Here is an 11,756-nt window from a genome sequence, read left to right on the forward strand (position 1 = left end):
ACCAGTACGCATGCCGGGGAGCCCCCTGCGGCACGAACTGCCCGGGCCGGGGGTCCGGGTAGCGCGGTGCGGGCCGGTGCGGGCGCAGGGGCTGGTGCGGCGGGTCAGTCCAGGACGCGGGACAGGTAGGCCTGCATCATCACGCGGGTCTCGGTGACGATGTCGGGGTCGCCGTCCGGGTCGTTGCGGAAGGCCAGCTGGATCAGCGCGTCGGTGGCCTCGACGGCGACCAGGACGGCCCGCTCCAGGGCCGCGTCCGGGCTGAGGCCGAGGTGCGCGCTGAGGAGTTCGGTGAGGCGGCCCGCGACCAGATGATTGGGGTCGGAGGCCGGGCCCTCGGCGGGCGGCGCGGGGACTCCGAAGTCGACCAGTGCGAAGCCGGGGACGGTGCGCTTCATGGCCAGGTACTCGTCCAGCACGGCGTCCACGACGGGCCGCCAGTCGGTGCCCGGGAGGTCGGCGAGCCGGTCCGCGATGCCCTCGGCGTAGTGGTCGAGGTTGCGGTGGGCCAGAGCTATGGCCATGGCCCGCTTATTGCCGAAGAACCGGTACACCGAGCCGATCGGCACGCCCGCGCGCAGGGCCACGGCCCGGGTGCTGAGGTGCTCGTACCCGGTCTCGTCCAGGAGCTCCGCACAGGCGTCGAGGATCCGGGCGAGCCGGTCGGCGCTGCGTTGCTGGATCGGCGCGCGGCGCAGGGGGTGGTCTGGGGGCACGTAGTCCATCATGCCGCTCCTGGGTAGCGCCGGGTCGCGGCGGGGGTGCAGGACATCGGGTTCAGTTCAGCAGGAGGCTGAGTCCGCCGACGGTGTACGTGATCATCAGCGCGAGCATCGGGAGTTGCCCGGCCACGGCTTTCGCGGGCGGGAAGAGGCGGACGGAACGGTCGTGCGCCGCGATCACGCCGAGCACGTGGCCGCCGACGACGGCGATGACCTGGAGGGCCGCGAGAGCCCCCGGGCCCAGTGGCGGCAAGGGTTCTGAGGCATTGTCAGTGCCGAGTGCGATGCTCACTGTGCGTGGTCCTGCGGTTACCAGAAGGGAGAAGTAATGGGCGATGAGATAGCCGAGTGCGATCGGCACGAGTGAGTGCGCGAAGGCGGTCAGCGGGCCGGGGTGCGGCCCGCAGACGAGGCGGGTCGCCGCCGCGCAGAGGCAGTACAGGGTGGCGACGAGGGCGATGGAGCCGAGGAGTCCGAGCGTGGCCGTGGGGGTGCGGCCGAGGGGGGAGGTCTGGATCGCGTTGATCCAGGAGGGGTTGTCCGAGAAGCCGTCGTAGGCGGTGGACCCGAGCAGGACGCAGACGGTGGCGACGAGTCCGGGCCGCTCGGGCGTCGCGTCGAGTCCGTGGAAGGGGTTACGGAGCACCAGGCGGCCGTCGCTGCGACGGCCGAGCGGGGAGAGCCGGGCCAGGAGGCCGGAGTACACCTCGAAGGCGTCTCCGTCGGCGAACCAGCGCTCGCCGAAGCGGGCGGCGAGCAGGAGCTGGACGGTGGCGTAGACGGCGAGGGCTGTCAGGAGGGTGGTGGTGGAAGCGGGATCGGGAGAGACGAGTTCGAGCCAGGTGAAGGCGAACAGTCCGGCGGCGGCCGGCCACTGGCCGAGCCGGGCGGGGAGAGGGCGGGCGGCGCGGGGACGCCACGCCCGGGAGAGGAGGCCGTGCAGCGCGCGGAGCGGGTTGAGGAGGCGCCAGAGGGGGCCGAGGAGGAGGGAGGCGGGCACGAGTCCGACCCAGAGCAGGACGTAGACGGCGCCGGGAGCGGGGTTGCGGGCGGGGTCGTCGGGACCGAGGAGGAGGTGGAGGAGGACGGCGAGCGCGGCCGTGAGGCCGAGCCCGCGCAGGGTGGTGCGGGTGGCCGGCGCGTCGGCCACCCGCTGGATCCCGGCGGGCAGGGCGAGGCCGGAGCGGTCGCCGCGGAACCGGGAGACGGACCAGAGCAGGCCGAGGGCGAGGAAGGAGAGGAAGAGCGCGGTGAAGGCACCGGCAAAGGCATAGAAGGGGGAGATGGGCAGATCGTGCTGGGAACCGATGCCGTGCGCGAGCACGGTGGGCGGATCGGCCGGGGGAAGGACCACGCCCCGGCCGCCGCCGGCCGCCGCCGGGAGCGCGGTCATCGGACGAGGAGCTGGGTCAGGACGAGGCCGGACTCGTGGGTCTCGACCTCGAAGAGGCCCGTGCGGTCGGCCGTCAGGACCAGGGTGGCCTCCTGGCCTGCCGGCAGGGCGAGTTCCTTGTCGAAGCCATGGGCGTGGAGAGTGTCCGCGCGGTCGCTGGTGACGCGCAGGGCGAGGCGTTCGCCGCGCTTGAGCTCGATGCGGCCCGGGGCGGGCGTGACCTTGCCGTCCCGGACGGCGATGGTGACCGTGCGGTCGGCCGGCGCTTGCGCGGGCGGGTCCGGAGTCGGGTTCGCGGGCGGGTTCGTGGCCGGGGATCCGGGCTGGGTTGCGGCCGGGGGGTGGTTGTGGCCGGTCGCGCCCTGGGCGCCGGCGGTGAGCTGGAGGGTGCCCTCCACCGGCTTGCCGGCGACGGCCCAGGCGGTGTGGTCGTCCGCGTAGAGGCGGACGGTCAGGGTGTGCGCGCCCTCGGGCACCTGCGCGGCGGGCAGGTGGAACCAGGGGCCGTAGAGGCGGGCCAGCTTGCGGCCGTCCAGCTCCAGGTGCGCGTGGCCGGCACCCGGGAGGGCGGCGCCGCCGGTGCTGTCGGGGGTGAAGGTGAAGTGCCGCACGGTCAGGTGGAGGTTCCACCCGTCCTCGGAGTCCGGCCGGGCGGCGACCTGCACCTCCGGCGCACCTTCGGCCGGGACCTGGCGGAGCCGGTGGCCGCTGCCGTCGTCGGAGGTCAGCAGCGTCCCCGTGCTGCCGGAGGCCTGCTCGTGGGTGGTGCCGGGCTTGTGGTGAGTGGTGGCCCGCCCGCCGCAGCCGCCCGCCGCGCCTCCGGCGAGCAGCAGCACGAGGGCGAGTACCGCTGCGGTGCGGGCGTTGCTGCCGCCCCGGCGGGACCTGCGGGGCGGCCGACCGCCGACCCCGCACCGCACGGGCTCCCCCGGGTCCCGGGTCACGCCGCACCGCCGGTGGGAGCCGGGCCCGCCGCGGCCGGGCCTGCCGAGGCCGGGCCCGCCACGCTCGGGCCCGCCGCGGCCGGGGTGGGGTCGTCGGACGGAGGGCCGGCCGGGGCGGCGGTCCGGGCTGCGGCGACCGCGGCCCACAGCACCCAGAGCACGGCGACCAGGGCGCGGACCCAGGCGGGGCTCAGCGGGATCCAGGGGATCATCAGGACGGCCTTGTCGAACGCGTCGAGCAGGGTCAGCGCCCCGAGCAGCAGGCTCAGCCGCCCCAGCCAGGGGCGGGTGGGGTTCAGGGCGACGCCGGTACCCGTCCACCACAGGCCCAGGCACAGCAGCCCCAGCGCCGGGACGGGGGTGGCCACCAGGGACATCGTGGAGCCGGCCACGTCCAGGGCCAGTCCCGCCACGCCCAGCAGGAAGGCCGCGGTGCCCAGGCGCGAGGCACGCAGGCGGCGCCACCACAGCAGGCCGCCCACCAGCAGCAGCACGGCCGCGACGGCCAGCGCGATCTGGGTCTCCACCCGCTCCAGGCCCCGGGCGCCGTACCAGTCGCAGCCGGCCGGCAGTTTGCGGGCCTGGACGTTGTAGTCGGCGCAGACGAGCAGCTGGGCCAGCTTCACCGGTTCGCCCACCAGGCGGGCCGACGCCCCGGAGACCGAACCGCGCCGGTCCCCGCACTGCGGGAGCGTGCCGGGGGTCGAGCCGTCCGGGCCCGAGTTCCAGCAGTTGCCGCGGCCCTGGCCGTCCCACCACACGTCCGCGCCGTTGGGGCGGGAGGCTCCGGACTTGTCCTTGCCGAGGATGTTGGCGGCGTAGCGGTTGTGGTGGGAGGTGTCCGTCTGCTTGTCCCAGGACTCCTCGCCGCGGATGAAGGCGGGGACGGCGCTGAGGAAGAAGGCCGCGCGCTCGTGCCCGTACACCCAGTTGTTCTCGTACAGGTTCCAGTTGCCGCCGGCGGTGATGATGCCGGTGCCCGGCGGCATGGAGATCTGCGGGCAGACGACCCCCTGCTCGTAGCCGCGCTCGGCGGGCGGCTTGGCGCAGGTGCCGTCGGCGACGTGGTGGTAGTAGTCCGCGTTGTTGTCGTGGATCAGGTTCCGCTCGAACTTCGCGTGGTTCTGCGGGAGTCCGGGGTGTCCGGGGAAGGCGCTGTCCATCGAGGCGCCGCCCATGTTCTGGTCGAACTCGTTGTCGTGCACCCACACCGAGTCGCCGGCCGTGCCGGAATAGCCCACCATGTTGTGGTGGCTGCGGCAGCCGGTGATCTCGATGGAGTAGCGCGGGACGTCGTAGCCGCGACCCTCGTTGATGTCGGACGCGCTGCCCGGATAGATGCCGGAGTCGCCGTTCCCGTACGACTCGCAGTTCTTGTAGAGCCCGTGGTCACTGGCGAAGGTCAGGAAGCCGTACTCGTCGTTCCAGCGGGTCAGCACGTCGTCGATGACGAAGCCGTCGGCCGCCAGGACGTACAGCGAGTTGAAGGTGGTGCGCTGCGCGGTGAAGTTGCGGAAGTAGACGCCGTTGGACTTGTCGGCGCGGATCCCGTTCAGCTTCTGGTACTTGGCGTCGATCACGACGTCGAGCCGGGAGGCGCCGGTGCCCTCGATCTGCAGGTCGGTCTTGCCGAGGACCGCGACGAGGTTCTGGTTGTGGCGGCAGGCCGCCTGCTGCTCGTAGGTGAGGATCTGGTAGCCGAGCGAGGAGTTGGGGGCCGAGAGCGAGGCGCACTCGCCCGTCGGCTTGGTGAGCGAGGGCTCCTCCTCGTAGAGGCCGGGGAGGATCGCGATGTTCATCCCCGGCCGGTCGACGGCGTCCACGGCTTCCTGCAAGTGCCGGTAGCCGCTCTTCTCGCACCGCTCGTACAGGGCGAGGTTGCGCTGCCTGAGCTCGTCCGGGAAGGCGGATATCCGGCGCTCGAAGGCGGCCCGGTCGGTTTTGCAGACGACGAGGTCCGGCTCGGCGCTCCGGTACTGCGGCACGGAGCCGGTGCCGTCCGGGAAGACGACGGGGCGCTCCTCGTGCGCGCCGGCGGGGGGCGCCGCGACGAGGACGGTGAGGAGGGCGAGGAGGGCGGCGAGGAGCGCCGCCGGCACGGCAGGGAACCTGCGGGTCCACGACATGGGCGTGAGAGTAGAGCATTGTTCATCTTTTTGGATCCCCTCTCACAGCAATCGCTCGCAGCAGTCGCGGCATTCGCGGCATTCATTCGGCCGGGCCGCCGAAAGCCGCCGTTGACGTGCGGGGCGCGGAATCCTACTGTCAGCCATAGGATTCCTCGACAGCCCGGCAACGGACCTTCGACAGAGCGGGAGCAGCCATGAGCGAGCAGGCCAGGAAGACGGCGGAGGGGCTGGAGTACCTCACCGGCTTCGGCAACGAGCACAGCTCGGAGGCCGTCCCCGGCGCGCTCCCGCTCGGCCGGAACTCACCCCAGCGCGCGCCCCTCGGCCTGTACGCGGAGCAGCTCAGCGGCAGCGCCTTCACCGAGCCGCGCATCCACAACCGCCGCTCGTGGCTCTACCGGATCCGCCCCTCGGCCGCGCACCCGCCCTTCACCCGGACCGACAACGGCGGGCTGCGCACCGCGCCCTTCACCGAGACCGTGCCCGACCCCAACCGGCTCCGCTGGAACCCGCTGCCCGACCCGGCGCGCGGCACCGACTTCCTGAGCGGCCTGTGGACCCTGGGCGGCAACGGCGACGCGACCCAGCGCACCGGAATGGCCATCCACCTCTACGCCGCCGACTCCTCCATGACCGACCGCGTCTTCAGCGACTCGGACGGCGAGCTGCTGATCGTCCCCGAGCGCGGCGGGCTGCTGCTGCACACCGAGTTCGGCCTGCTCAGCGCCGGTCCGGGCGAGATGGCGCTGATCCCGCGCGGCGTGCGTTTCCGCGTCGAGCTGCTGGACCCCGAGGACGGCGCCCCCGCCCGCGGCTACGTCTGCGAGAACTACGGCCAGCCCTTCGAGCTGCCGGACCTGGGGCCGATCGGCGCCAACGGCCTCGCCGCCGCCCGCGACTTCCGGGCCCCGGTGGCGGCGTACGAGGACGCCGACCGCCCGACCGAGGTGGTCAACAAGTTCTGCGGCAACCTCTGGTCCGCGACCTACGACCACTCCCCGCTCGACGTCGTGGCCTGGCACGGCACGCACGTCCCGTACGTCTACGACCTGCGGCGCTTCAACGTGATCGGCTCCATCAGCTACGACCACCCCGACCCGTCGATCTTCACCGTCCTCACCTCGCCCTCCGACACCCCGGGCCTGGCGGGGGTGGACTTCGTGGTCTTCGCCCCGCGCTGGCTCGTCGGCGAGGACACCTTCCGCCCGCCGTACTTCCACCGGAACGTGATGAGCGAGTACATGGGCCTGATCGAGGGGGCCTACGACGCCAAGACTGCGGGCAAGGGAGGGTTTGTCCCCGGCGGCGGCTCGCTGCACAACATGATGTCCGCGCACGGCCCCGACCGGGAGACCTTCGACCGGGCGAGCGCCGCCGAGCTGAAGCCGCAGAAGATCGACGACGGGCTGGCCTTCATGTTCGAGACCCGCTGGCCGATCACCGCCACCGCCCAGGCCGCCGGCGCGGATCACCTCCAGTCCGCATACGACGACGTCTGGCAGGGGCTCCAGCGCCACTTCCGCGCCTAACATTCGCTGCACGCCCTCATCGCCGTCGTCACCGCAGTCCAGCCGTTCGGAGAACCACCCGTGACCGCCTTCGCCCCCGACTCGCTGGTACTGAACCGGAAGCTGCCGCTCTGGTACCAGGTCTCCCAGTCGCTGCGCGCCTCGATACTGGGGCGCACCCCGGACTCCTCGCTGCGCCTGCCCACCGAGGAGCGGCTCGCCGAGCACTACGGGGTGAGCGTGCTGACCATGCGGCAGGCGCTCAAGGAACTGGAGGGCGAGGGCCTGATCAGCCGCCACCGGCGGCGCGGCACCTTCATCGAGCCGGCCGCGATGCGCGGGGCCCCGGTGCGGCTGCTGGGCTCGGTCGACGCGATCGTGGCCCAGCAGTCGGGCGACCGTACGACGATTCTCGGCCACGAGCGCACGGCCGTGTCCGGGGAGCTGCTGGAGCACTTCCCGGACACGCCCGAGGTGGTCTCGTACCGAAGGCTGCGCCACGACAGCGAGAGCGGCGAGCCGACCAACTGGGTGGAGAACGCGGTGCTCCCGGAGCTCGCCGAGGCCATCGATCTGGCCGATCTGGAGCGCTGGCCGATGACCAAGGTGCTGCGTGACATCGTGGGGGTGCGGATCAGCCGTATCACCGACACCGTCGAGGCCCGCCTCGCCGACCCGGTCACGGCCGAGCTGCTCCAGGTCCCCCTGCTCAGCCCGATCCTGCACTACACCGGGGTGACGTACGACAAGGAGGGCCGGGTGGTGGACGTCGCGCGGATCCGGTACCGCGGCGACCGCTTCTCCTTCACGGTCACCGTCGACGCCCACTGACCCGGCGACGACTCAAGGCGCCTCACCGCGCCTCACCACGGGCAGGTGGTCGCGCTACTTCTCGTCCTCCTCCGACCGGCGCTCGCCCTCCGCCTGGGACGGCGTCGTGCGCATCGTCTGCGGGTGGCGCTCCTTGCGCTGCTGGTCGTCCATGTCCTCGTCGAGCCGTTCGCCCTCGGCCTGCGACGGAGTCGAGTATTCGTCGTACTGACTCATGACCGTCTCCTCGATCGGAGCATTGCGCACATTTCGCGTACACCACGAGCGTAGCTCTCCGGCCTGGACGCAGCCCTGCCGCACCGCGCCGTCGCTACCATCGGCCGGGTGAGCGAAGACGTACCGCTGCTGGACGATCTGATGCCCTGGGCCGTGGGCGGCCTGCGCCTGGGCCGGGCCTGGGTCGCGGCCCCCGACCCGGCCGCCCTGCGCGCCCGCTGGGCGGCCCTGGCCGGCGCCGAAGGAGCGGAGCGGGAGCGCCTGTTCCGCCCGACCCGGAGCCGTACGCCCGCCGCCGGGGCGGCCGCGCTCCCGGGCCAGCGCGCCGGCTCCACGGCCCGGTTCGCGGACACGCCCGGACCCTGTCCCGACCCCGTACGGGTGCTGCGCGAGCCCTTCGACGAGCAGTGGCTCCTGCCCGACCAGCGGCTGATCGACATGGCCCGGCCGGAGCTGTGGCGGGTCCGCGACGAGCACCAGCTCTTCGCCGTCGAGGTTCCGGACCTGCTGGTCACGGCCCATCTCCCGGCCGGGCGGCTCGGCCGGATCCGCCCGCTGCACCGGCGCCCCGGCGGCGCGGAGCCCAATCTCGCCCCCGGGCTGCTGCCCCTGCTCGGCGAGCGCTACGGCGGCTGGGTCACCCCCGAGGACGTGCTGTGCTGGATCCTCGCCGCGGGCCGCCCCGGGCCGCGGGGGTTCGAGGTCCCGCTGGCCGCGGACCCAGGGCACTGGCGGGCCGGTCTGGAGCTGGGCCACCGCCTGCTCACCGTCCAGCTGCGCGGAGCCCGCGGCGGGGAGGCGCCCCGGCTGCCGGGCGGGCGCCGGCCGTACGTGCGTTCCGCGCTTCCGGCGTGGCCGCGCGAGGCCGCGTACGACCCGGAGACCGAGACGCTGAGCCTCGGGAGCGGCACCGTCTCCCCCGTCCCGGCCGCGGCCTGGGAGTACGAGGTCCAGGGCGTCCGGGTGCTGGAGGCGTGGTTCGCCGCCCGCTGCGCCCACCGCGACCCGGAGGCCGACGGGCTCGAGGCGCTGGGCCCGGCCGAGTGGCCGCAGCACTGGACCTCGGAGCTCCTGGCCCTCGTCACGACCCTGGCACTGCTGGCCGAACTGGCGCCGGAGCGGGCCCGGTTCAGCCCCGGGCCGCCGCTGGGCGCCGCCGCGCTGCGGGCGGCCGGGGTGCTGCCGGCGCCCCGCTGGGCCCGGCGCCCGGCCTCGGTGCTGGACCACCAGGAGGAGGGCCCGGGAGGGCAGTTCGCACTGCTGTAGCCCGGGCCGGGGAGGAAGCCGGCACCACGGAACCGGCGCTACGGGACGGGGACCAACGGCACCTGGACGGCCCTCGGGAAGGACTCGGTGGCCCCGTCGTCGAGCGCGTCGGTGCGCAGCACCTGCGCGTCGGCCGTGAACCGGCAGTTGAGCACGGCGACGCCGCACACCCGGTAGCGGACCACGACCCGCTTCTCGGTGCCGGCCGCAATCGCGCCCACGGCCTGCGGCACCGGGCCGATCCTGGTCACCGCGGAGCCCGTGGGCAGGGCGTCGGTGAGCACCACCCCGAAGGCGTCACCGGGTCCCGTGTTCCGGATCCGGTACTCGACGGCGAGGTTGCGGGAGAGGTAGTTGAAGGCGCCGCCCCAGAAGGCGCGGTGGGTCACGGCGAGCTGCGGCTGCAGGACCGTGATCGACCCGGCGAGGGTGAGCTGCCACGGCTTGCCGGTGCCGACGGTGACGTTGGCGGCCGGGATGGAGAAGGTGCCCGACCCCGTGGCGCCGCGGTAGGCGTTGGTCGTGGTGGCGTCCGGTACGACGGTCCAGGTCCCGGTGCCGAACACCGCGGTCCCGTTGTAGCTCAGGCCCGGCGCGTCGCAGCTTCCGCTCTGCAGGGCCAGGGTCAGGGTGCCGCGGGCGTTGGTCAGGGTCACCCGCGCGTCGGCGGAGTCCAAGGCGGCCTGGGTTCCGCCCACCCGGAACGGGAGGTCGACGCCCAGTTGGGAGGGCAGTGCCGAGAACAGTCCGGCGGAGAGCGCGGCGCTGCCGGTGAGCCGCCGGGTCTCGGTGAGCGGCCCCGAGGAACAGCCCGGGCCGCTGGTCACGGCGCCGTTCGCGCTGCCCACGGTCACGTTCAACGGGTGCGGGGCGAGGCCCTGCGCGCCCGCGGGCGGGGCCATGACCACCAGCCCGGCGAGCAGCGCTATCAGGACGACCGCCGCGCGTCGGACTGCGGAGCGCGGAATCGAGGCGATCGGGCGTCTCATGGGCGGCCCTTCTGTGCGAGTCGACGGACGACGCCCCGTACATTACGCACGCAAAACAGATTATCTGCGTGCATTTCACACAGCGCACGGGTGACAGACCGCCATCCACCCGGTAGGCAGGGCGCCATGACCACCATCGAGCCCCTCCCGCTGGACGGCATCACCGTCGTCGCCGTCGAACAGGCCGTCTCGGCCCCCTTCGCCACCCGCCAGCTCGCCGACCTCGGCGCGCGGGTCATCAAGGTCGAGCGGCCCGACGGCGGCGATTTCGCGCGCGCCTACGACACCGCCGCGCACGGCCTGGCCTCGCACTTCGTCTGGGCGAACCGGGGCAAGGAGTCGATCGCGCTCGATCTGAAGGACCCGCGCGGTCGGGAGGTCCTGCACGGCCTGCTCGACGGCGCCGACGTGTTCGTGCAGAACCTCGCGCAGGGGGCCGCCGCCCGACTGGGGCTCGACTCGGCCGCGCTGTGCGCCCGCTACCCGCGGCTGGTCGCGGTGGACGTCTCCGGCTACGGCGCCGAAGGCCCGTACGCCCACAAGCGCGCCTACGACATGCTCGTGCAGTGCGAGGCAGGCCTGGTCTCGGTGACCGGCACCCCGGAGCGGCCCGTCAAGGCGGGGATCCCGGCGGCGGACATCGCGGCCGCCATGTACGCCTTCTCGGGGGTGCTCGCGGCCCTGCTGCGGCGCGGGACCACCGGGCGCGGGGGCCGGGTGGAGGTGTCGATGCTGGACGCGCTCGCCGAGTGGATGGGGCATCCGCTGCACCTGACGATGCACGGCGGCGAGGAGCCCGTACGGACCGGCCTCGCGCACGCGGTGATCGCCCCCTACGACGCCTACCCGACGGCCGACGGCGACCAGGTGCTGCTGTCGGTGCAGAACGACCGGGAGTGGCGGCGCCTCGCGGAACAGGTGCTGAAGCAGCCGGAGTTGGCGGTGGACCCGGCCTACGCGACGAATGCCGCGCGCACCGCGAACCGGGCGCGGACCGACGCGGTGGTGGCCGAGGCGCTGGGCCGGCTGAACGCGGACGAGGCGATCGCGGCACTGGAGGCGGCGGGTCTGGCCTGCGCGCGGCTGAACTCGGTGGCCCGGCTGGCCGCGCATCCGCAGTTGGCGGCGCGGGACCGCTGGCGGGAGGTGGGATCGCCGGCCGGTCCGCTGCGGGCGCTGTTGCCGCCCATCGGGCTGCCGGGTGGCGCGGCACCGCACATGGGTGCGGTGCCCGCGCTCGGCGAACACACCGAAGCCCTGCTCCACGCCCTGGGGATGACGGGCGCACAGATCTCGGCTCTACGCCGGGACGGTGTGATCGGGTGAATCAGGCCGGGACGAAACGGCGTTGCTACGGGGACAGTTACGAGCGGCGGCTGCCGAAGAGCGTGCGACGCAGACGGCGCAGCGGCGCGAAGAGCGAGACGCGCGCGCTCCGGCTCCGCAGGCGGTGCGTGTGGTCGCGGGAGGTGAGCTCGCGCATCAGCAGCGTCGCCTCGGCGGCCTCGCGGTGCGGGACGGCGGGTCCGCCGAGCACAGCGAGGTGGCGGTCGAGGCGCGAGCTGGTCGCGCTGCTGCCGCAGGTGATGGCAGGCACGCGAGGCGGCCTGCTGCGCATTGCTATCTGTTCCATGTCTCTCCCCACCCGTACGAGGGCACCCGGCCCGGGCAGGTTAACCCTATCGCCCCCGCGTCGCGCTCGGGTATCCCAGTGGTGTGAATTACCCCTATCGCGACGGGGAGTTGACGGTTACTCAG

General features: G+C 73.4%; 11 protein-coding genes. 4 read left to right on the plus strand and 7 right to left on the minus strand.

Annotated features, from left to right (window positions below; all coding sequences use genetic code 11):
• Window positions 1-104: 104 nt before the first annotated feature.
• The 4 genes from ACZ7GJ_RS15745 to ACZ7GJ_RS15760 all read right to left on the minus strand — a co-directional run bounded on the left by ACZ7GJ_RS15745 (window position 105) and on the right by ACZ7GJ_RS15760 (window position 5,185).
• Window positions 105-725 carry a TetR/AcrR family transcriptional regulator gene (locus ACZ7GJ_RS15745; RefSeq protein WP_470752154.1) on the minus strand — a complete coding sequence of 207 codons (621 nt, stop codon included), beginning with the start codon at window positions 723-725 and terminating at the stop codon, window positions 105-107.
• A gap of 52 nt (window positions 726-777) precedes the next feature.
• Window positions 778-2,115 (minus strand): hypothetical protein, encoded by a 1,338-nt coding sequence (locus tag ACZ7GJ_RS15750; RefSeq protein ID WP_470752054.1) that lies wholly within the window; start codon window positions 2,113-2,115, stop codon window positions 778-780.
• Window positions 2,112-2,951, minus strand: a complete 840-nt coding sequence (locus tag ACZ7GJ_RS15755) for a cupredoxin domain-containing protein (RefSeq protein ID WP_470752156.1) — start codon at window positions 2,949-2,951, stop codon at window positions 2,112-2,114. The genes ACZ7GJ_RS15750 and ACZ7GJ_RS15755 overlap by 4 nt, the downstream gene beginning before the upstream one ends.
• A gap of 104 nt (window positions 2,952-3,055) precedes the next feature.
• The gene (locus tag ACZ7GJ_RS15760) at window positions 3,056-5,185 is read right to left on the minus strand and encodes a right-handed parallel beta-helix repeat-containing protein (protein WP_470752055.1); all 2,130 of its coding nucleotides are present in this window, start codon (window positions 5,183-5,185) and stop codon (window positions 3,056-3,058) included.
• 197 nt (window positions 5,186-5,382) lie between these two features.
• On the opposite strand from ACZ7GJ_RS15760, the gene hmgA reads away from it, so the two are divergent.
• Together hmgA and ACZ7GJ_RS15770 are read left to right on the plus strand one after the other, a co-directional pair.
• Entirely contained in the window at window positions 5,383-6,717 is a 1,335-nt protein-coding gene (gene hmgA / locus ACZ7GJ_RS15765) for a homogentisate 1,2-dioxygenase (RefSeq protein WP_470752057.1), read from the plus strand.
• A gap of 60 nt (window positions 6,718-6,777) precedes the next feature.
• On the plus strand, window positions 6,778-7,527 hold the full coding sequence (locus ACZ7GJ_RS15770; RefSeq protein WP_470752058.1) for a GntR family transcriptional regulator: 750 nt from the start codon (window positions 6,778-6,780) through the stop codon (window positions 7,525-7,527).
• A gap of 54 nt (window positions 7,528-7,581) precedes the next feature.
• Here ACZ7GJ_RS15770 and ACZ7GJ_RS15775 read toward each other — a convergent pair whose 3' ends face one another.
• Window positions 7,582-7,743 carry a hypothetical protein gene (locus ACZ7GJ_RS15775; RefSeq protein ID WP_470752060.1) on the minus strand — a complete coding sequence of 54 codons (162 nt, stop codon included), beginning with the start codon at window positions 7,741-7,743 and terminating at the stop codon, window positions 7,582-7,584.
• 141 nt (window positions 7,744-7,884) lie between these two features.
• On the opposite strand from ACZ7GJ_RS15775, the gene ACZ7GJ_RS15780 reads away from it, so the two are divergent.
• Window positions 7,885-9,009, plus strand: coding sequence for a type ISP restriction/modification enzyme (locus ACZ7GJ_RS15780; RefSeq protein WP_470752158.1), 1,125 nt, complete (start codon window positions 7,885-7,887; stop codon window positions 9,007-9,009).
• Window positions 9,010-9,047: 38 nt separating this feature from the next.
• On the opposite strand, the gene ACZ7GJ_RS15785 is transcribed toward ACZ7GJ_RS15780, so the two are convergent.
• Window positions 9,048-9,998, minus strand: a complete 951-nt coding sequence (locus ACZ7GJ_RS15785) for a hypothetical protein (RefSeq protein WP_470752062.1) — start codon at window positions 9,996-9,998, stop codon at window positions 9,048-9,050.
• Between the two features lie 126 nt (window positions 9,999-10,124).
• Here ACZ7GJ_RS15785 and ACZ7GJ_RS15790 point away from each other — a divergent pair, with 126 nt between their 5' ends.
• Window positions 10,125-11,324: a CaiB/BaiF CoA transferase family protein gene (locus ACZ7GJ_RS15790; protein ID WP_470752064.1), complete on the plus strand. Its 1,200-nt coding sequence runs from the start codon at window positions 10,125-10,127 to the stop codon at window positions 11,322-11,324.
• Window positions 11,325-11,361: 37 nt separating this feature from the next.
• Here ACZ7GJ_RS15790 and ACZ7GJ_RS15795 read toward each other — a convergent pair whose 3' ends face one another.
• Complete coding sequence (locus ACZ7GJ_RS15795; RefSeq protein WP_172671376.1) at window positions 11,362-11,631, minus strand: hypothetical protein; 270 nt, start codon at window positions 11,629-11,631, stop codon at window positions 11,362-11,364.
• Between the last annotated feature and the right edge of the window lie 125 nt (window positions 11,632-11,756).

This window comes from Streptomyces sp. NPDC037242 (genome assembly GCF_055604165.1).

Excerpts from the sequence above, each read along its gene's own strand:
- ACZ7GJ_RS15745 (WP_470752154.1), bottom strand. The coding sequence starts at position 725 with ATGGACTACGTGCCCCCAGACCACCCCCTGCGCCGCGCGCCGATCCAG.
- ACZ7GJ_RS15750 (WP_470752054.1), bottom strand. The coding sequence starts at position 2,115 with ATGACCGCGCTCCCGGCGGCGGCCGGCGGCGGCCGGGGCGTGGTCCTT.
- ACZ7GJ_RS15760 (WP_470752055.1), bottom strand. The coding sequence starts at position 5,185 with ATGTCGTGGACCCGCAGGTTCCCTGCCGTGCCGGCGGCGCTCCTCGCC.
- hmgA (WP_470752057.1), top strand. The coding sequence starts at position 5,383 with ATGAGCGAGCAGGCCAGGAAGACGGCGGAGGGGCTGGAGTACCTCACC.
- ACZ7GJ_RS15775 (WP_470752060.1), bottom strand. The coding sequence starts at position 7,743 with ATGAGTCAGTACGACGAATACTCGACTCCGTCGCAGGCCGAGGGCGAA.
- ACZ7GJ_RS15780 (WP_470752158.1), top strand. The coding sequence starts at position 7,885 with ATGCCCTGGGCCGTGGGCGGCCTGCGCCTGGGCCGGGCCTGGGTCGCG.
- ACZ7GJ_RS15785 (WP_470752062.1), bottom strand. The coding sequence starts at position 9,998 with ATGAGACGCCCGATCGCCTCGATTCCGCGCTCCGCAGTCCGACGCGCG.
- ACZ7GJ_RS15790 (WP_470752064.1), top strand. The coding sequence starts at position 10,125 with ATGACCACCATCGAGCCCCTCCCGCTGGACGGCATCACCGTCGTCGCC.
- ACZ7GJ_RS15795 (WP_172671376.1), bottom strand. The coding sequence starts at position 11,631 with ATGGAACAGATAGCAATGCGCAGCAGGCCGCCTCGCGTGCCTGCCATC.